20 protein-coding genes are annotated in these 19,680 nt (G+C 67.7%); 19 read left to right on the top strand and 1 reads right to left on the bottom strand.

Features of this window, described 5'->3' with window-relative positions; translation table 11 throughout:
* The first annotated feature begins 7 nt into the window (after positions 1-7).
* Complete coding sequence (locus CFB50_RS00245; RefSeq protein WP_089444721.1) at positions 8-256, top strand: type II toxin-antitoxin system Phd/YefM family antitoxin; 249 nt, start codon at positions 8-10, stop codon at positions 254-256.
* Positions 253-639, top strand: a complete 387-nt coding sequence (locus CFB50_RS00240; RefSeq protein WP_089444720.1) for a type II toxin-antitoxin system VapC family toxin — start codon at positions 253-255, stop codon at positions 637-639. Before CFB50_RS00245 ends, CFB50_RS00240 begins: the two co-directional genes overlap by 4 nt.
* A 21-nt stretch (positions 640-660) precedes the next feature.
* Here the strand turns inward: CFB50_RS00240 and CFB50_RS00235 are convergent, their stop codons facing one another.
* On the bottom strand, positions 661-1,587 hold the full coding sequence (locus CFB50_RS00235; RefSeq protein ID WP_089444719.1) for a LysR family transcriptional regulator: 927 nt from the start codon (positions 1,585-1,587) through the stop codon (positions 661-663).
* A gap of 139 nt (positions 1,588-1,726) precedes the next feature.
* Between CFB50_RS00235 and CFB50_RS00230 the strand changes: the two genes are divergently transcribed.
* The 17 genes from CFB50_RS00230 to CFB50_RS00150 all read left to right on the top strand — a co-directional run bounded on the left by CFB50_RS00230 (position 1,727) and on the right by CFB50_RS00150 (position 19,607).
* Positions 1,727-2,203 carry a CidA/LrgA family protein gene (locus tag CFB50_RS00230; RefSeq protein WP_069246736.1) on the top strand — a complete coding sequence of 159 codons (477 nt, stop codon included), beginning with the start codon at positions 1,727-1,729 and terminating at the stop codon, positions 2,201-2,203.
* A gap of 13 nt (positions 2,204-2,216) precedes the next feature.
* Positions 2,217-2,939: an LrgB family protein gene (locus tag CFB50_RS00225; protein ID WP_069246735.1), complete on the top strand. Its 723-nt coding sequence runs from the start codon at positions 2,217-2,219 to the stop codon at positions 2,937-2,939.
* Positions 2,940-3,176: 237 nt separating this feature from the next.
* On the top strand, positions 3,177-3,713 hold the full coding sequence (fliL, locus tag CFB50_RS00220) for a flagellar basal body-associated protein FliL (protein ID WP_069246734.1): 537 nt from the start codon (positions 3,177-3,179) through the stop codon (positions 3,711-3,713).
* A gap of 22 nt (positions 3,714-3,735) precedes the next feature.
* The gene (gene fliM / locus CFB50_RS00215) at positions 3,736-4,734 is read left to right on the top strand and encodes a flagellar motor switch protein FliM (RefSeq protein WP_069246733.1); all 999 of its coding nucleotides are present in this window, start codon (positions 3,736-3,738) and stop codon (positions 4,732-4,734) included.
* Positions 4,727-5,218, top strand: coding sequence for a flagellar motor switch protein FliN (gene fliN / locus CFB50_RS00210; RefSeq protein ID WP_089444717.1), 492 nt, complete (start codon positions 4,727-4,729; stop codon positions 5,216-5,218). The genes fliM and fliN overlap by 8 nt, the downstream gene beginning before the upstream one ends.
* Positions 5,215-5,775: a flagellar biosynthetic protein FliO gene (gene fliO, locus CFB50_RS00205; RefSeq protein WP_089444716.1), complete on the top strand. Its 561-nt coding sequence runs from the start codon at positions 5,215-5,217 to the stop codon at positions 5,773-5,775. Before fliN ends, fliO begins: the two co-directional genes overlap by 4 nt.
* 36 nt (positions 5,776-5,811) lie before the next feature.
* Positions 5,812-6,573, top strand: a complete 762-nt coding sequence (gene fliP / locus CFB50_RS00200; protein ID WP_089444715.1) for a flagellar type III secretion system pore protein FliP — start codon at positions 5,812-5,814, stop codon at positions 6,571-6,573.
* Positions 6,574-6,593: 20 nt separating this feature from the next.
* Positions 6,594-6,866, top strand: a complete 273-nt coding sequence (gene fliQ / locus CFB50_RS00195; protein WP_039351961.1) for a flagellar biosynthesis protein FliQ — start codon at positions 6,594-6,596, stop codon at positions 6,864-6,866.
* Positions 6,867-6,889: 23 nt separating this feature from the next.
* Entirely contained in the window at positions 6,890-7,672 is a 783-nt protein-coding gene (gene fliR / locus CFB50_RS00190) for a flagellar biosynthetic protein FliR (protein WP_069246730.1), read from the top strand.
* 175 nt (positions 7,673-7,847) lie between these two features.
* Positions 7,848-8,852 carry an ABC transporter substrate-binding protein gene (locus tag CFB50_RS00185; protein WP_089438880.1) on the top strand — a complete coding sequence of 335 codons (1,005 nt, stop codon included), beginning with the start codon at positions 7,848-7,850 and terminating at the stop codon, positions 8,850-8,852.
* Between the two features lie 121 nt (positions 8,853-8,973).
* Positions 8,974-9,771 carry an ABC transporter ATP-binding protein gene (locus CFB50_RS00180; RefSeq protein WP_069246729.1) on the top strand — a complete coding sequence of 266 codons (798 nt, stop codon included), beginning with the start codon at positions 8,974-8,976 and terminating at the stop codon, positions 9,769-9,771.
* A gap of 38 nt (positions 9,772-9,809) precedes the next feature.
* Positions 9,810-10,667, top strand: a complete 858-nt coding sequence (locus CFB50_RS00175) for an ABC transporter permease (RefSeq protein ID WP_089444714.1) — start codon at positions 9,810-9,812, stop codon at positions 10,665-10,667.
* A gap of 88 nt (positions 10,668-10,755) precedes the next feature.
* The gene (locus tag CFB50_RS00170) at positions 10,756-12,123 is read left to right on the top strand and encodes a sensor histidine kinase (protein ID WP_089444713.1); all 1,368 of its coding nucleotides are present in this window, start codon (positions 10,756-10,758) and stop codon (positions 12,121-12,123) included.
* 13 nt (positions 12,124-12,136) lie between these two features.
* Positions 12,137-12,814 carry a response regulator gene (locus CFB50_RS00165; protein ID WP_069246727.1) on the top strand — a complete coding sequence of 226 codons (678 nt, stop codon included), beginning with the start codon at positions 12,137-12,139 and terminating at the stop codon, positions 12,812-12,814.
* 281 nt (positions 12,815-13,095) lie between these two features.
* Complete coding sequence (locus CFB50_RS00160; protein ID WP_069246726.1) at positions 13,096-14,226, top strand: porin; 1,131 nt, start codon at positions 13,096-13,098, stop codon at positions 14,224-14,226.
* A 336-nt stretch (positions 14,227-14,562) separates the two neighbouring features.
* The gene (locus tag CFB50_RS00155; protein WP_089444712.1) at positions 14,563-16,581 is read left to right on the top strand and encodes a site-specific DNA-methyltransferase; all 2,019 of its coding nucleotides are present in this window, start codon (positions 14,563-14,565) and stop codon (positions 16,579-16,581) included.
* A complete protein-coding gene (locus CFB50_RS00150; RefSeq protein ID WP_089444711.1) occupies positions 16,581-19,607 on the top strand; it encodes a type III restriction-modification system endonuclease in 3,027 nt (1,008 codons plus the stop codon). The genes CFB50_RS00155 and CFB50_RS00150 overlap by 1 nt, the downstream gene beginning before the upstream one ends.
* Positions 19,608-19,680: the final 73 nt, after the last annotated feature.

Raw genomic sequence — 19,680 nt, 5'->3', positions numbered from 1 at the left:
AGACGCAATGCATACCTACAACATGCACGACGCGAAGACGAACCTGTCGCGGTTGATCGACGAAGCTGTTCATGCTGGCGAACCGTTCGTGATCGCAAAAGCGGGCAAGCCGCTCGTCAAGGTGGTTCCGATCGATACGCCGGACCCTGTGAGGCCGAGCCGGATCGGCTTCATGAAGGGGCAGATCCGTATTCCGGACGATTTCGACACGATGGGGAGTGACGAAATCGGCAAGCTGTTCGAGGGTGACGCATGAAGTTGCTGCTCGACACACATTTGCTTCTTTGGGCGGCAGCCGGTGCGGCCGAACTGCCCGCCCGCGCCGGCGCGCTCATCGAGGATCCAGCCAGTACACCGCTATTCAGCGTTGCGAGCCTCTGGGAGATCGTCATCAAGCGTGGGCTGGATCGCGACGATTTCCAGGTGGATCCGCACGTGCTCCGTCGCAATCTCCTTGATGTCGGCTACGTGGAATTGCCGATCACGAGCACACACGCACTTGCGGTCGAACAATTGCCGTCGATCCACCGCGATCCGTTCGACCGTCTCCTGGTCGCCCAGGCGATCTCGGAAGGCATCACGTTGCTCACGCACGACCATACCGTCGCTCGCTATCCCGGCCCGATCAAGCACGTCTGATTACGCCCGCCTCGGCGGGCCTCACCCCCTCGCCCGCAACCCGCCGAACGCCAGATCGTCACCCGGCGCGATTGGCAGCGTCGCCCGCGCCACTTCAAGCCACGCGCGCGCCGCGTGCGACAGATACCCCTTCTTCAGCCAGCCGAGCGCGATCGCCCACGTGATCTCCGGCTCGACGATCGGCCGGCACGTGAACTGGCCCGCATCGAGCCGCCGGCAATAGGGTTCGGGCAGCAGCGCGATGCCGACCCCCGCATGCACCAGCGCCGCCATGAAATCCCAGTGGCCGCTGCGGCTCACGATCGACGGCGTGAAGCCGACCTGCCGGCACGCGTCCAGCACCGCGTCGTGCAGCGCGAGGCTTTCCGCGTAGAACACGAACGACTCGCGCGCGAGATCCGCGAGCGGCACGGCCGCGTGATCCTCCCAGCGCGATTCGCGCGGCGCGACGAGCCACAGCGGCGCGCGCACCATCGGCAGCCGCTCGAAGGTGCCGGGATCGACCGGCTCCAGCAGCCCGCCCAGCTCCAGTTCACCCGACGTCAGCGCCGCCTCGATCATCCGCGCGCCCTGCTCGAACAGCTTCAGCTCGATGTTCGGATAGCGCTGCTTGTACGCGGCGATGATCGGCGTGAACAGCGAGCCGCCGAGCGGCGGGATCCCGATCGTCAGCTCGCCGCGCCCGAGCGTGCCGAGATCGTTCAGCTCCGACTGCAGCTGCGCCTGCGCGGCGAGGACGTCCTGGCCGCGCTGGAACACGATCCGCCCCGCGTCGGTCAGCACCATCTGCCGGCCGTCGCGCAGCAGCAGCGGCGAGCCGATCTCGTCCTCGAGCGCCTTCACCATCTTGCTGATGGTCGGCTGGGTCACGAACAGCTTGTCGGCGGCCGCCGTGAAACTCTGCTGGCGAACCACCTCGACGAAGTACCGCAACGCGCGCAATTCCATCGATGACTCCCCAAAGTGGTGCGGCGATCAAAAACGAATTCCGAATTGGAATGACAAGGATAGAGACAAGTCATTTTATTTATGGTTAGGGGAAACCCTATACTCCCATCATCAATGGAATATCTGCAGGGAGCCCACCATGACCAAGCCGACCGCCGCACTCGCCGCCCGCCCCGCCGCTTCGGGCAGCCTGGCCCGCACGGGCCGGATCGCGCTGCAGGCCGCCGCGCTCGGTGCGCTGTGGATGGCGGTCGACTGGGCCGTGCGCAAGATCGGGCTGCCGATTCCGTCCGGTGTGATCGGCCTCGCGGTGCTCCTCGTGCTGCTGTTCTCGGGCCGCGTCGCGCCCGCCTGGGTGAAGGACGGCGCGAACTGGCTGCTGTCCGACATGCTGCTGTTCTTCGTGCCGGCCGCCGTCGCGGCCGTGCAGTACGGCGGGCTGTTCCGCGAGGACGGCTGGCGCATCGCGCTGGTGATGCTCGCCGGCACCGCGTTCGTGATGGTCGCGGTGGCCGTCGCGGTCGACCTCGCCGCGAAACTCGAGCGCCGGCTCGCCGCGCAGCGCGTGTTCGCCGAACGCCGCCGCACGCGCCTCACCGCCGCGTCCGCCCACTGAGCCGGAGCCTGCCATGCTTGCCGCATTGTCGAACCTGTCCGCCGACCAGGCGAACACCGCGATCTCGTTCGGCTGCTTCGTGCTGACGGTCGTGCTGTATTTCGCGTCGAAGCGGCTCTACGCGTACAAGAAGACGCTGCTGTTCTCGCCGCTCGTGTTCGTGCCGGGCGTGCTGGTGCTGCTCGTCCTGCTGACCGGCATCCCGTATTCGGTCTACTTCCACGACACGCGCTGGCTGATGTGGCTGCTCGGCCCGGCGACGATCGCCTTCGCAGTGCCGATCTACGACTATCGCGACCTGATCCGCCGCCATTGGCTGTCGCTGTCGGTCGGCGTCGCGGTCGGGATCAGCGCGGGCGTGTGCGGGTCGCTGCTGCTCGCGAAGCTGCTGCACCTGTCGCCCGAGCTGCAGCGCTCGCTGATGACGCGCTCGGTGTCGACGCCGTTCGCGCTCGCCGTGTCGGACAAGATCCACGCGCCGAAGGATCTCACCGCGCTGTTCGTGATCGCGACCGGCATCTGCGGGATGCTGCTCGGCGAGCTGGTGCTGGCGCTGGTGCCGATGCGCACGCGGCTCGCACGCGGCGCGCTGTTCGGCGCGGCCGCCCACGGCGTGGGCACCGCGAAGGCGCGCGAGATCGGCAGCGAGGAAGGCGTCGTGTCGAGCCTGACGATGATGATCGCGGGTGTCGCGATGGTGCTGATCGCGCCGCTCCTGACGCTGCTGCCGATCTGACCGGGCGGCGGCCGCCCGCCAGGCGCCGCGCGATCGTGCCCGCCGCCATCGGCGCGGCAGGCTTCGCACGGCGGGTACGGCGCTCACGGCCCACCACACGCGCTCCGGCCGCCATCCCGGCGGCCCTTTCCGCCCCCACTTACCCTGCATCGAGCCGACACCCGGCCGACAATCGGCTGAGATAGCCGCAAATCCCCCCTCTTTTCCGCCCATCGGGCTCGGCCCGGATGCCGAACAATGCATGCTACGAGACATCACGCACGCATTCACATGGCCTCCACGACCGCAAACCCGACCGCCGACAAGCCGGCTTCCTCCGGCAAGTTCAAGCGCATCGCGCTCATCGCCGTCATCGCGCTGGGCGCGGCAGCTGCCGCAGCCGGCGGCATGTACGTGTTCCTGAGCAAGCAAGGCGTCGGCCATGCGAGCGCGCCCGCCGAGCCGGCGCCGCTGGCCGCGCCGGTGTTCTTCCCGCTCGACCCGCTGACCGTGAACCTGCAGTCCGACGACGGCGCGCAGCATTACCTGCGCGTCGGCCTGTCGCTGAAGCTCACCGACCCGAAGGCGCAGGAGCAACTGACCGCGCGGATGCCGGAGATCCGCAGCCGGATCCTGCTCGCGCTGTCGAACAAGCATCCCGAGGATCTCGCGACGCCGGACGGCAAGCATTCGCTCGCGAAGGAACTGCGGGAGCTGGTCGAGCAGCCGACGCAGCCGGGCAACCAGCGCGCGAAGGTCGACGACGTGCTGTTCACCGAGTTCGTCGTCCAGTAACGCGGCCGCGAAAGGAGCGCGTATGGGTCACCAGGAGTTCATGTCCCAGGAGGAGGTCGATGCCCTCCTCAAGGGCGTCACGGGCGAAGCCGATTCAGTCGACGAGCAGCGCGACACATCGGGCGTCCGTCCCTACAACATCGCGACGCAGGAGCGGATCGTCCGCGGCCGGATGCCCGGCCTCGAGATCATCAACGACCGCTTCGCGCGCCTGCTGCGGATCGGCATCTTCAACTTCATGCGGCGCACGGCGGAAATCTCCGTCAGCCAGGTGAAGGTGCAGAAGTACAGCGAGTTCACCCGCAACCTGCCGATCCCGACGAACCTGAACCTGGTGCACGTGAAGCCGCTGCGCGGCACGTCGCTGTTCGTGTTCGACCCGAACCTCGTGTTCTTCGTCGTCGACAACCTGTTCGGCGGCGACGGGCGCTTTCACACGCGCGTCGAAGGCCGCGACTTCACGGCCACCGAGCAGCGGATCATCGGCAAGCTGCTGAACCTCGTGTTCGAGCACTACACGACCGCGTGGAAGAGCGTACGGCCACTGCAATTCGAGTTCGTGCGCTCGGAAATGCACACGCAGTTCGCGAACGTCGCGACGCCGAACGAGATCGTGATCGTCACGCAGTTCTCGATCGAGTTCGGGCCGACGGGCGGCACGCTGCACATCTGCATGCCGTACTCGATGGTCGAGCCGATCCGCGACGTGCTCGCGTCGCCGATCCAGGGCGAGGCGCTCGAAGTCGACCGCCGCTGGGTGCGCGTGCTGTCGCAGCAGGTGCAGTCCGCCGAGGTCGAGCTGACCGCGAACCTCGCCGAGATCTCGTCGAACTTCGAGAAGATCCTGAACCTGCGCGCGGGCGACGTGCTGCCGCTGGAAATCGAGGACACGATCACCGCGAAGGTCGACGGCGTGCCGGTGATGGAATGCGGCTACGGAATTTTCAATGGTCAATATGCGTTGCGCGTGCAGAAGATGATCAGCGCGGGCGATTCGATGAAGGAAGGTGGATATGAGTGAGCTGAACCAGACGCCCGAGGACGACGCACAAGCGATGGCCGACGCGGCTCTCGCGGCATCGGCTGCCGCCACGCAGGCGGCACCGGCCGCGGCGGAAGAAGATCCGGGCATGGACGACTGGGCGGCCGCGCTCGCCGAGCAGAACGAGCAGCCGGTGCCGGCCGGTGCGACCGGTGCCGGCGTGTTCCAGCCGCTGTCGAAGGCCGCGGCAAACACGACGCACAACGACATCGAGATGATCCTCGACATCCCGGTCAAGATGACCGTGGAGCTCGGCCGCACGAAGATCGCGATCCGCAACCTGCTGCAGCTCGCGCAGGGTTCGGTCGTCGAGCTCGACGGGATGGCCGGCGAACCGATGGACGTGCTCGTGAACGGCTGCCTGATCGCACAGGGCGAGGTCGTGGTCGTCAACGACAAGTTCGGCATCCGCCTGACCGACATCATCACGCCGGCCGAACGCATCCGGAAGCTGAATCGGTGAACGTCGTGAAGCCTGGCCGCCGCGTGTGCAGCGCGATTGCGGCGGTGACGCTTGCCGTCGCCGTATCGCTCGCCTGCGCATCGGCCGGCGCCGCCGACATGAACGCGGTGAACCACCCCGGTTCGATCGCGTCGAGCGTGATGGTCGGTTCGGCCGCGCCGTCGCTCGGTATCGGCGCGGTGCTGCAGACGCTGGTCGGGCTCGCGGTCGTGATCGGCCTCGTGTTCGCGTGCGCATGGCTCGCACGCCGCTTCGGCTTCCAGCCCGCGCGGCGCGGCGGTCCGCTGAAGGTCGTGTCGAGCGTCGGGCTCGGTGCGAAGGAAAGCGCGACGATCGTCGAGATCGGCGACACCTGGCTCGTGCTCGGCGTCGCGCCGGGCAACGTGCGATTGCTACATACGCTGCCGGCCGGCTCGGCGGCGGCCCCGGTTTCCGCTGACGCACCCGCCGGCGCCGCCCCGTCCGACGGCGGCCTGCCCGGCACGTTCGGCTCACGGTTTCGCGACGCGCTCGCGGGCGAAGCCGCGAAGCGCCTCGGTCGCGGCAAGGACCGCTGACATGGCGCCGTGCCCTCTTTCCGTCTCCGCATTCCGATGAAACACGCATTCTTGCGTCACGCGGCGCGCGTCGCGCCCGTGCTGATCCTCTGTCTCGCGCCCGCGCTCGCCTGCGCGCAGGCGAACGGCCTGCCCGCGTTCAACGCGAGCCCGGGCCCGCACGGCGGCACCACGTATTCGCTGAGCGTGCAGACGATGCTGCTGCTCACGATGCTGTCGTTCCTGCCGGCGATGCTGCTGATGATGACGAGCTTCACGCGCATCATCATCGTGCTGTCGCTGCTGCGCCAGGCGCTCGGCACCGCGACGACGCCGCCGAACCAGGTGCTCGTCGGCCTCGCGATGTTCCTCACCTTTTTCGTGATGTCGCCGGTGCTCGACCGCGCGTACAACGACGGCTACAAGCCGTTCTCAGACGGCTCGATGCCGATGGAGCAGGCCGTGCAGCGCGGCGTCGCGCCGTTCAAGACCTTCATGCTGAAGCAGACCCGCGAGACCGATCTCGCGCTGTTCGCGAAGATCTCGAAGGCCGCGCCGATGCAGGGGCCCGAAGACGTGCCGCTGTCGCTGCTGGTGCCGGCGTTCGTCACGAGCGAGCTGAAGACCGGCTTCCAGATCGGCTTCACGGTCTTCATCCCGTTCCTGATCATCGACATGGTCGTCGCGAGCGTGCTGATGTCGATGGGGATGATGATGGTGTCGCCGTCCACCGTGTCGCTGCCGTTCAAGCTGATGCTGTTCGTGCTGGTCGACGGCTGGCAGCTGCTGATCGGCTCGCTCGCGCAGAGCTTCACGTAAGCCGCGGAGGAACACGCACGATGACGCCCGAACAAGTGATGACGCTCGCGCACCACGCGATGATGGTCGGCCTGCTGCTCGCGGCCCCGCTGCTGCTGGTCGCGCTCGCGGTCGGCCTCGTCGTGAGCCTGTTCCAGGCCGCGACGCAGATCAACGAAGCGACGCTGTCGTTCATCCCGAAGCTGCTCGCGGTGGCCGCGACACTCGTGATCGCCGGCCCGTGGATGATGACGACGATGCTCGACTACCTGCGGCAGACGCTGCTGCACGTCGCGACGCTCGGCGTCGGCTGAGCCGCGCGCACCACCCGGCGGCGATGTTCTCGGTTACCTACGCGCAGCTCAACGGCTGGCTCACGGCGTTCCTGTGGCCGTTCGTGCGGATGCTCGCGCTCGTCGCGACCGCGCCCGTCGTCGGCCATGCGGCGGTGCCCGTACGCGTGAAGATCGGCCTCGCCGCGTTCATGGCGCTGGTCGTGGCGCCTACGCTCGGCGCGATGCCGGACGTCACCGTGTTCTCCGCGCAGGGCATCTGGATCCTCGTCACGCAGTTCCTGATCGGCGCCGCGATGGGCTTCACGATGCAGATCGTGTTCGCGGCCGTCGAGGCGGCCGGCGACTTCATCGGGCTGTCGATGGGGCTCGGCTTCGCCACCTTCTTCGATCCGCACACGAGCGGCGCGACGCCCGCGATGGGCCGCTTCCTGAACGCGGTCGCGATGCTCGCGTTCCTCGCGGTGGACGGCCACCTGCAGGTGTTCGCCGCGCTCACCGCGTCGTTCCAGTCGCTGCCGGTGTCGGCCGACCTGCTGCACGCGCCCGGCTGGCGCACGCTCGCGTCGTTCGGCACGACGGTGTTCGAGATGGGGCTGCTGCTCGCGCTGCCGGTAGTCGCGGCGCTCCTGATCGCGAACCTCGCGCTCGGCATCCTGAACCGCGCGGCGCCGCAGATCGGCGTGTTCCAGGTCGGCTTTCCCGTCACGATGCTCGTCGGGCTGTTGCTCGTGCAGCTGATGATCCCGAACCTCGTGCCGTTCGTGGCGCACCTGTTCGACATGGGGCTCGATGCGATGGGACGGGTGCTGACCGGGTGGCGCTGAGCGCCGCCCGCCCCCCTGTTCCCCGTTTACCGCCTGTTCCGGCCCTCCGTTGCTGGAAAACCCCTAAAGGAACCGCCAACCCGCGAAAGGTTGCAGAAGGTTTCGCCTCCCTATACTCGTCAGGACGATGCAGCAAGCATCGCGCCATACGAATACAACGAAGGAGACGATCCCGATGCGACCCATCCTGCGCACCCTCGCCGTTGCAGCCAGCCTCAGCTGCGCGCTCGCCGCTCAACCCGCTTTCGCCGACGACGGCGGCAAGATCACGATCATGGTCGGCGGGATCGCGAAGCTGATCTACCTGCCCGCGCGGCTCACGCAGGAGCTCGGCAACTTCAAGGCCGAAGGGCTCGACGTCGAGCTGCTGTCGCAGCCGGCCGGCGTCGACGCCGAGAACGAGCTGCTGGCAGGCGCCGTGCAAGGCGTGGTCGGCTTCTACGACCACACGGTCGACCTGCAGAGCAAGGGCAAGGACGTGAAGGCGATCGCCGTGCTCTGCCAGGTGCCGGGCGAAGTCGAGATGGTGTCGACCAAGGCCGCGCCGACCTTCAAGTCGATGGCCGATTCGAAAGGCAAGACGCTCGGCGTGACGGGCCTCGGCTCGTCGACGAGCTTCCTCACCCAATACCTCGCGCTCCAGCACGGCGTGCAGTCGACCCAGTACACGATGCTGCCGGTCGGCGCCGACGCGAGCTTCATCGCCGCGATCAAGCAGGGCCGTATCGACGCAGGCATGACGACCGAGCCGACGGTGTCCGCGCTCGAGAAGATGGGCGACGCGAAGGTGCTGGTCGACCTGCGCACGCTGGAAGGCACGCGCGCGGCGCTCGGCGGCACCTACCCGGCCGCGAGCCTGTACGTGCAGTCGGCGTGGGCCGACGCGCACAAGGATCAGGCGACCAAGCTCGCGCACGCGTTCGCGAAGACGATGCAGTTCATCCACACGCACAGCGCCGACGAGATCGCCGCGAAGATGCCGGCCGACTACCAGAAGGACAAGGCGCTGTACGTGAGCGCGCTGAAGGCGTCGCTGCCGATGTACACGGCCGACGGCAAGATGCCGGCCGACGGCCCGGCGACCGTGCTGAAGGTGTTGTCGGCGTTCAACCCGTCGGTGAAGGGCAAGCACATCGACCTGGCGCGCACCTACACGAACGATTTCGTGAACGCGAAGTAATCGAACTCGGCAGTCGCGCCGGCGGCGGCGATCCCGCCGCCGTGCGCTCCCCGTTCCGGCCCGGTTGACCGGCCCGGCGCCGCCACGCTGCGACGCTCTCCTCACCCGCAGGATCAATGCGATGAATCAGGCAGTCTCCCCGAGCACACCGGCGATCGAGTTTCGCAACGTGTCGTGCCGCTTCATTTCGCCGGAAGGCAAGGCCACCGTCGCGCTGCGCGACTTCAGCATGAGCGTCGCGCGCGGCGAATTCATCGCGATCGTCGGCCCGACCGGCTGCGGCAAGTCGACCACGCTGAACCTGATCACCGGGCTGCTCAAGCCCGCGTCGGGCGAAGTCCGCGTGATGGGCCGCCCGGTCGACGGGATCGACCCGCGCATCGGCTTCGTGTTCCAGGCCGACGCCGTATTCCCGTGGCGCAACGTGATCGACAACGTCGCGGCGGGCCCGCTGTTTCGCGGCCGCTCGAAGGACGTCGCGTACACGCAGGCCGAGGAATGGATCCGCAAGGTCGGCCTCGACAAGTTCACGAAGCACTACCCGCATCAACTCTCCGGCGGGATGAGGAAGCGCGTCGCGCTCGCGCAGACCTTCATCAACCAGCCGGAAATCCTGCTGATGGACGAGCCGTTCTCCGCGCTCGACATGCAGACGCGCACGCTGATGCAGGACGAGCTGCTGCAGCTCTGGTCCGCGAACAAGGGCTCGGTCGTGTTCGTCACGCACGATCTGGAAGAGGCGATCGCGCTCGCCGACCGCGTGTTCGTGCTGACCGCACGGCCCGCCACGCTCAAGCGCGTGTACGAGATCGACCTGCCGCGTCCGCGCGTCACGTCCGAGATCCGCTACCACACACGCTTCATCGAAATTTCCAAGGACATCTGGCACGACCTGCGCGAAGAAGTGCAGATCGGCTGACGCATACGCTCAAGGCAAGAAACAGCAAGGACAGGAGCATGACCGACATGACGCTTCCCCCCACCGCCCTTCCGGCGACGACGCTCGAGGACGAGTCGCGCGCCGCTCAAACCCGCCTGCGCCGCCGCCGGCAACTGATCATCGGCCTGCGGATCGCCGTACTCGTGATCGTGCTGGGCGGGTGGGAACTCGCCGCACGGCTGAAGTGGATCGATCCGTTCTTCTTCTCGCAACCGACGCTGATCTTCGCGCAGATCCAGGACTGGTTCGTGAACGGCACGTCGCAAGGCCCGCTGCTCACGCAGGTGTGGGTCACGCTCGAGGAAACCACGATCGGCTTCCTGATCGGCTCGGTCGCCGGCGTGATCTGCGGGATCGTGCTCGGCCGCAACAAGCTGATGGCCGACGTGTTCGGCCTGTACATCCAGATCGCGAACTCGATTCCGCGCGTCGTGCTCGGCTCGGTGTTCGTGATCGCGCTCGGCCTCGGGATGGCGTCGAAGATCGCGCTGGCCGTCGTGATGGTGTTCTTCGTCGTGTTCGGCAACGCGTTCCAGGGCGTGCGCGAAGCCGACCGCTACCTGATCGCGAACGCGCAGATCCTCGGCGCGTCGCGCCGGCAGATCACCACGTCGGTCGTGATTCCGTCCGCGCTGAGCTGGATTCTCGCCAGCCTGCATGTGAGCTTCGGCTTCGCGCTGGTCGGTGCGGTGGTCGGCGAATTCCTGGGTTCCAAACAGGGCATCGGCCTGCTAATCTCCACCGCCCAGGGCGCATTCAACGCGAGCGGCGTGTTCGCGGCGATGATCGTGCTAGCCGTGGTCGCGCTGGCCGCCGACTATCTGCTGACGCGGATCGAGAAGCGGCTGCTGAAGTGGCGCCCCGCGGCGTTCTGAACGCCGCCGGCCGGCGCCTGACATGACACCTCCGACCGCGCCGGCGACCCCGGCGCGGTTCGGCATTTCGGAGAAGGAGCGCAACAGGATGGCGCACAGCCTGCGCGGGCGGCTGCTGTGGTGGCTGCTGCTGCCGCTCGCGGTGTTCGTGCTGATCGCCGGCGCGATGTCGTACGACACCGCGCGGACCACGGCCGCGCTCGTGCAGGACAGCGCGCTCGTCGCGTCCGCGCGCACGATCGGCGAGGACGTCGAATGGCGCAACGGGCGGCCGGCGGCCGACGTGCCGCCCGCCGCGCTGGAGATCTTCGAATCGCCGTCACGCGACTCGGTGTTCTACAAGGTGATCGATGGCCACGGCGGCCTGCTCGCCGGCAATCCTGCGCTCGACCTGCCCGCGCGGCACGGCGTCGAGCCGACGCTGTACGACACGTCGCTCGACGGCGTGCCGCTGCGCGCGGTGGCCTACGATCGCCAGCTGTACGACGAGGGGCAGATCGAGACGGTGACGGTGGTCGTCGCGAAGACGACGCGTTCGTACGGCGCGATGGTCGCGACGATCTGGCGACCGCAGCTCGTGCGCCTGTCGCTGATGCTGGTGCTCGCGGTGGTGCTCGTCTATCTCGGCCTCACCCTCGAGCTGCGCCCGCTGATGAAGCTGAAGGACGACGTGGCCGACCGCGGGCCGATGGAGCTGGAGCCGATCCGCCCCGAGCGGCTGCAGCACGAGTTGCGGCCGATCGTCGACGCGATCAACCAGTGCATCGCGCGGCTGAACACGCATACGGCCACGCAGCGCCGCTTCATCGCGGATGCCGCGCATCAGCTGCGCACGCCGATCGCGGTGCTCGATACGCAGATCCAGTACGCGCAGCAGCGCGGCAACGACGATCGTGAGCTCGCGTCGGTGCTCGACAGCATGCAGCGCAGCAGCCGCAAGATGGCCGACGTGACCGACAAGCTGCTGCTGCTCGCGCATGCGGAAGCGACGCCGTCGACGCTGCTCACGCATCGCGTCGATCTCGCGGCCGTGGTGTCGAGCGTGCTGGAAGAGACGATCGTGCTCGCGCAGCGGCGCAATATCGATCTCGGCGCCGATCTCGGCGAGCGGCTCGACGTCGCCGGCAGCGACAGCCTGCTGACCGCGCTGGTGATGAACCTCGTCGACAACGCCGTGCGCTACACGCAGCCGGGCGGCTGCGTGACGGTCTGCGCCCGCCGCGACGGCGACGCGGTCGTGCTCGACGTGGTCGACAACGGCCCCGGCATCCCGGCCGAAGCGCGGCCGCACGTGTTCAAGCGGTTCTACCGCGTGTCGGCCGACACCGAAGGCTCGGGCCTCGGGCTCGCGATCGTCCGCGAGATCGCGCAGGCGCACGGCGGCAGCGCGTCGCTTGCGCCGGGGGCCGGCAATCGCGGTATCGTCGTAACCGTGCGGTTGCCCGCTTTCGATTGAAGAGAACGCCGTCATGAAACTTTTGCTGGTCGAAGACAACGCCGAGCTCGCACACTGGATCGTGAACCTGCTGCGCGGCGAGGATTTCGCGGTCGATGCCGTCGGCGACGGCGAGCGCGCCGACACGGTGCTGAAGACCGAGCGCTACGACGCGGTGCTGCTCGACATGCGGCTGCCCGGCATCAGCGGCAAGGAAGTGCTCGCGCGGCTGCGGCGCCGCAACGACAACGTGCCGGTGCTGATGCTGACCGCGCACGGCTCGGTCGACGACAAGGTCGACTGCTTCGGCGCGGGCGCTGACGACTACGTCGTGAAGCCGTTCGAATCGCGCGAGCTGGTTGCGCGGATTCGCGCGCTGATCCGCCGGCAGGCCGGCGTTGGCACGACGCAGCTCGTGTGCGGCGATCTCGTCTACGCATTCGGCACGCGCGAATTCCGCTGCGGCGAAACGGTGCTTGCACTGCGCCGCCGCGAGCACGCGATCCTCGAAACGCTGATGCTGCAGCAGAACAAGACGGTGTCGAAGGCCCGCCTGATGGACAGCGTGTTCGCGCTCGACGACGAGCCGAGCGCCGATGCGATCGACATCTACATCCACCGGCTGCGCAAGCATCTCGCGGGCAGCACGGCCGAGATCATCACGCTGCGCGGGCTGGGTTACATCCTGCGCATGAAGAGCACGCAGGACTGACGGGCCCCACTGCGAGCCCTGAATACCGATTCGCAGCACGAAACGTCATCAATGCATGCCGGCGCTCCCGGCTTGCCTGCTTCCACCCGCCTGCCCGATCCGCGATTATTGCGCGTTCGGTGTTTTCACCGATCCGATTCTTTCCTCCGGGAAAGCGTCGTGAAGGATTGCCCCCTCTACGATGCTACGCGTCGGCCCTCTCGCTGTGGCCGGCAAGAGTCGGCATACATTGCGTACTGCCAACGACCAGATTCCAATGCGGCAGCTCGGAGGAGACGATCTTGAAACGAAAAACCCTTGCCCTTTCCATCGCGGCGGCTGGCCTGTGCGCCGGTACCCAGGCGCATGCGCAGTCGAGCGTGCAGCTCTACGGCCTGATGGACCTGAGCTTTCCGACCTACCGGACCCACGCCGACGCGAACGGCAAACACGTGATCGGGATGGGCAACGAAGGCGAACCGTGGTTCAGCGGCAGCCGCTGGGGCCTGCGCGGCGCTGAAGACATCGGCGGCGGCACGAAGATCATCTTCCGCCTCGAAAGCGAATTCGTCGTCGCGAACGGCCAGATGGAAGACGAAGGCCAGATCTTCGACCGCGACGCGTGGGTGGGCGTCGAGGACGAGCGCTTCGGCAAGCTGACGGCCGGCTTCCAGAACACGATCGCGCGCGACGCGGCGACGATCTACGGCGACGCGTACGGTTCCGCGAAGCTGACGACCGAGGAAGGCGGCTGGACCAACTCGAACAACTTCAAGCAGATGATCTTCTACGCGGCCGGCCCGACCGGCACGCGCTACAACAACGGCGTCGCGTGGAAGAAGCTGTTCAGCAACGGCATCTTCGCGAGCGCCGGCTACCAGTTCAGCAACTCGACGTCGTTCGCGACCGGCTCCGCGTATCAGGCCGCGCTCGGCTACAACGGCGGGCCGTTCAACGTGTCGGGCTTCTACAACCACGTGAACCACAACGGCTTCCGGAACCAGACGTTCTCGGTCGGCGGCAACTACACGTTCGACATCGTGCGCCTGAATGCCGGCTACTTCCGCTACAACGGCGACCAGGGCCCGCTCGGCCAGCGTCACGACGATTCGTGGACGGTGTCGATGAAGATCGCGCCGAAGGGCGCGCTCGACTACGAGCTCGGCTACCAGCAGATGCGGATCAAGAACGCCGCGAACAACGCGGACGGCTTCACGCCGAACGCGAACCTCGGCGCGTTCAGCCTGACCAACGGCGTCGCCAACGGCTTCAAGGAGACGATCTACGGGTCGGTGTTCTACCACCTGAGCAAGCGCACCGAGGTGTACCTGGCCGGCGACTACATGAAGCTGCATGGCGGCTACACGGTGTCGTCGACGTTCGGCGCGAAGAACCAGCTCGAACTGACGTCGGGCATCCGCACGCGCTTCTGACCTGAAACGGGGCCCGACGGGCCCCGCCGCACCCTCCGTCCGGGATTCTCCATGCGGGCACGCCGGCGCCAGGCGCCGACCGTGCCCTTTTTTTCGTCCTTTCCCGAGCGCGCCCGGGACGCCCGCCAGGCATCCGCCGGCCGGCCCTGCGACAACCGGCTCGAAGCCGCTTGCGGCCCGTCCGGCGGGCAATCGCGGCCGATGCCCGCACGATCGCCTCACATCGGTGCTTGACCTGCGCCGACCGACTCGCTAGCGTTTCGGGTTTGCCCGGGCGGCCATTGCCGCCGGTGCCGTGAGCACGCCCGACGTCCTGGCGCGCGCGGCCGGGCTCCGATGGAAAAGACGATGCAGAAACTCGATGCGGCCAGCCCGCAGGCGATGTCGACGGATTTCACCGCCGACAACGTCGCGCGCCTGAAGGCGCTGTTCCCCGAACTCGTGACCGAAGGCCCCGACGGCGCGTCGGTCGACGTCGACGTGTTGAAGGCGCTGGTCGGCGACCGCACGGTCGGCGACGCCGACGAGCGCTACGGCTTCCACTGGCACGGCAAGCGCAGCGCGCGCCAGGCCGCGCTCACGCCGTCGACCGGCACGCTGCGGCCCTGCCCCGACGACAGCGTCGCGTGGGACGACACGCGCCATCTCGTGATCGAGGGCGACAACCTCGACGTGATGAAGCTGCTGCACAAGAGCTACGCCGGCAAGGTGAAGCTCGTCTACATCGACCCGCCGTACAACACGGGCAGCGATTTCGTCTATCCGGACGACTTCAGCGACAGCATCCGCCACTACCTGGCGATGACCGGACAGACCCAGGGCGGCGTGAAGCGCAGCACCAACACCGAGGCGAACGGCCGGTTCCACACCGACTGGCTGAACATGATGTATCCGCGCCTGAAGCTCGCGCACGCGCTGCTGTCCGACGAAGGGCTGATCGCCGTGCACATCGACGAGCATGAAGTGCATGCGCTGGTGCTGATGCTGCGCGAGATCTTCGGCGAGGAGAACGAGCTCGGCGTGGCCGTATGGGACAAGCGCAACCCGAAGGGCGACGCGCGCGGCGTCGCGTACCAGCACGAATCGCTGGTGCTGTTCGCGCGCAACGCCGAGACGCTGCTCGAGCGCGCGCCGCTCAAGCGTCCGAAACGCAATGCGCAGCGCATGCTGGACGCCGCGCACGACGCCGTGTACCGCAGCGGCAACCCGAAGGATGCGCAGAAGGCGTACCGCGCGTGGATGAAGGCGCAGACCAACTTGTCCGGCGGCGAAGTGATGTACGACCGGCTGTCGCCGGAAGGCCGCGTGTACCGCCTCGTGTCGATGGCGTGGCCGAACAAGAAGAAGGCGCCGGACGAGTATTTCACGCCGCTGATCCACCCGGTCACCGGCAAGCCGTGCGCGATGCCGGCGCGCGGCTGGCGCAACCCGCCCGCGACGATGCAGGCGCTGATCGAGCGCGGCCAGATCGAATTCGGCCCGGATGAAACCACGCAGCCGCAGCGGATCTACTACCTCGACGAGAACATGTACGAGAACGTGCCGTCGGTGCTGCCGTTCGCCGGCTCCGACGACGCGTTGCTGAAGACGCTCGGCATCCCGTTCGACCTGCCGAAGCCGGTCGATTTCGCGGCGGCCGTGATCGGCTGGTGCACGCGCGGCGACGACATCGTGCTCGACTGCTTCGCCGGCTCCGGCTCGACCGGCCACGCGGTGATGCAGGTGAACGCGACCGACGGCGGCGCGCGCCGCTACATCCTCGTGCAACTGCCCGAGGCGCTCGACCGCCGCGACAAGACGCAGACGGCCGCTGCCGATTTCTGCGGGAAGCTGAAGAAGCCGCTGACGCTCGCCGAAATCACGAAGGAACGCCTGCGCCGCGCCGCGCAGCAGGTCGCGCGCGACTATCCGGAAAGCTATGGCGACCTCGGCTTCCGCGTGTACCGGCTCGACACGACCAACGTGATCGAGTGGGACCCGCGCCGCGACGACTTCGACCACGCGCTCTTCGCGTCCGTCGAGCACGTGAAGACCGGCCGCACCGAGGACGACCTGCTCGCCGAGCTGACGCTGAAGCTCGGCCTCGACCTGTGCACGCCGGTCGAGCATCACCAGGTGGCCGGCAAGACCGTGCACCTGATCGGCCGCTCGATCGTCGCGTGCTTCGATGCGCGCATCGCGCGCGACGACGCGGGGCCGCTGGCCGACGGCATCGTCGACCTGCTCGATGCGACCGGCACGACGCACGACGTCACGTGCCTGTTCCGCGACAGCGGCTTCGTCGACGACGTCGCGAAGCTCAATCTCGCCGCGCTGCTCGAACAGCACGGCGTGAAGCGCGTGCGGAGCCTGTGATGCGGCTGCATTTCGAAGCGGATCTCGACTACCAGCGCGAGGCGATCGACGCCGTCTGCGACCTGTTTCGCGGCCAGGAATCGTATCGCGGCGATTTCAGCGTGCTCGCGAACGCCGCGCCCGGCACGACGGCCGCCGCCCAGGGCTCGCTCGGCTTCGCGGTGTCGGAACAGGGCGTCGGCAACCGGCTGTCGCTGACCGACGACGCGCTCGCGCGCAATCTCGCCGACGTGCAGCTGCGCGGCGGGCTGCCGCCGTCCGGCCTGCCCGGCTCGCGCGACTTCACCGTCGAGATGGAGACCGGCACCGGCAAGACCTACGTGTACCTGCGCACGATCTTCGAGCTGAACCGCCGCTACGGCTTCACGAAGTTCGTGATCGTCGTGCCGTCGATCGCGATCAAGGAAGGCGTGCACAAGACGCTCGCGATCACCGAGGATCACTTCCGCGCACTGTACGCGGGCGTGCCGTACGACTACTTCCTGTACGACTCCGCGAAGCTCGGCCAGGTGCGCCACTTCGCGGCGAGCGCGGCGATCCAGATCATGGTGATGACGGTGGCCGCGATCAACAAGAAGGAAATCAACAACCTCTACAAGGACAGCGAGAAGACCGGCGGCGAGAAGCCGATCGACCTGATCCGCGCGACGCGGCCGATCGTGATCGTCGACGAGCCGCAAAGCGTCGACGGCGGGCTCGAAGGCCGTGGCCGCGAAGCGCTCGCCGCGATGGCGCCGCTCTGCACGCTGCGCTATTCGGCCACGCACGTCGACCGTCACCACATGGTGTACCGGCTCGACGCGGTCGACGCGTACGAGCGCAAGCTGGTCAAGCAGATCGAGATCGCGTCGGCGATCGTCGAGGATGCGCACAACAAGCCGTACGTGCGGCTCGTGGGCGTGTCGAACCGGCGCGGCGCGATCAGCGCGCGCGTCGAGCTCGACGTCGCGACGACGGCCGGCGTGAAGCGCCAGATCGTGACCGCCACCGACGGCGACGATCTCGAACGCCTGACCAAGCGCGCGCTGTACGCGGGGCTGCGGATCGGTGAAGTCCATGCGGTGAAGGGTGCCGAGTACGTCGAGCTGCGCCATCCGGAAGGCGAGGCGTTCCTGTCGCTCGGCGAGGCGTTCGGCGACATCGACACGCTCGCCGTGCAGCGCGAGATGATCCGCCGCACGATCCGCGAGCATCTGGACAAGGAGCTGCGCCTCGCCGAGCGCGGCGTGAAGGTGCTGTCGCTGTTCTTCGTCGACTCGGTCGAGCGCTACCGCCGCTATGACGAGAACGGCATGCCCGTGAAGGGCGACTACGCGCTGATCTTCGAAGAGGAATATGCACGCGCGGCGCGCGTGCCGGCCTACCGTGCGTTGTTCGACGGCGTCGACGTGACGCTCGAAGTCGAGCGCGCGCACAACGGCTACTTCTCGATCGACCGCAAGGGCGGCTGGACCGACACGAGTGAAAGCAGCGCGGCGGCGCGCGAGAACGCGGAGCGCGCGTACGGCCTCATCATGCGCGAGAAGGAAGCGCTGCTGTCGTTCGACACGCCGCTGAAGTTCATCTTCTCGCACTCGGCGCTGAAGGAAGGCTGGGACAACCCGAACGTGTTCCAGATCTGCACGCTGCGCGACATCCAGACCGAACGCGAGCGCCGCCAGACGCTCGGCCGCGGGCTGCGCCTCGCGGTCGACCAGGACGGCGAACGCGTGCGCGATCCGGGCGTGAACACGCTCACCGTGATCGCGACCGAGCGCTACGAGTCGTTCGCGGAGAACCTGCAGAAGGAAATCGAGGCCGATACGGGCATCCGTTTCGGCATCGTCGAGGAACACCAGTTCGCGGCGCTGCCCGTGCAGGAAGGCGACGGGCCCGCGCATGCGCTCGGCGTCGAGCTGTCGCGCGTGCTGTGGAACCACCTGCACGCGCAAGGCTACGTCGATGCGCAGGGCAAGGTGCTCGACCGGCTGAAGGATGCGCTGCGCCAGAGCGCGCTGGTGCTGCCGGAGGCGTTCGAGATGCTGCGCGCACCGATCGTCGCGACGCTGCGCAAGCTGTCGGGCCGCTTCGCCGTGCGCAACGCGGACGAGCGCCGTGCGATCGCGCTGCGGCGCGATGCGTCGGGCAAGGCCGTCGTGTTCGGCGAGGATTTCCGCGCGCTGTGGGACCGCATCCGCCATCGCACCGTGTACCGCGTCGAGTTCGACAACGCGAAGCTCGTGCGTGACTGCGCGGCCGCGCTGCACGACGCGCCGGACATCGCGCGCGCACGGCTGCAGTGGCGCAAGGCCGAGATCGACATCGGCAAGGCCGGCATCGAGGCGATCGAGGTGGACGGCGCCGGCACGGTGCTGCTCGACGAAGGCGAGCTGCCGTTGCCCGACCTGCTCACCGAGCTGCAGGACCGCACGCAGCTCACGCGCCGTTCGCTGGCGACGATCCTGGCCGACAGCGGCCGGCTCGAGGACTTCCGCGTGAATCCGCAGCAGTTCATCGCGGTCGCGGCCGATGCGATCAACCGCTGCAAGCGGCTTGCGCTCGTCGCGGGCATCGCGTATCACAAGCTCGGCGAGCGTCATGTGCATGCGCTCGAATCGTTCGAGAGCGAAGCGCTGACCGGCTATCTGCGCAACCTGCGGCCGGATGCGCAAAAGTCGATCCACGAGGCGGTCGTGTGCGAGACGGACGCGGAGCGCGCGTTCGCCGATGCGCTCGAGGCGCACGACGGCGTGAAGCTGTACGCGAAGCTGCCCGCGTGGTTCCGCGTGCAGACGCCGCTCGGCAGCTATCACCCGGACTGGGCCGTGCTCGCGGAACAGGACGGCGGCGAGCGGCTGTACTTCGTCGTCGATACGCCGAATACGGACGGCCACGTGCCGAGCGAGCACGAGCGCGCGAAGCTCGCGTGCGGCGAAGCGCATTTCCGGGCGCTGGTGGACGGCGACGGCGCGGCGCGCTTCGTGCGCGTCAGGCAGGCGGACGCGTTGTTCGAACCTGCGGCGCCGCTGGCGGGCGCCGGGCGATAAGACGAAAGGCGGCGTTGTGAGCCGCCCTTTTTTATCGGCGTTCCGGACGCGGCCGGGCGCGCGCGTGATGCGC

This window comes from Burkholderia sp. AU33423, from assembly GCF_002223135.1.
GTDB lineage: Bacteria > Pseudomonadota > Gammaproteobacteria > Burkholderiales > Burkholderiaceae > Burkholderia > Burkholderia lata_D.
The sequence above is the reverse complement of the archived record's forward strand: the minus strand, read 5'-3'. Positions and strand labels throughout refer to the sequence as shown.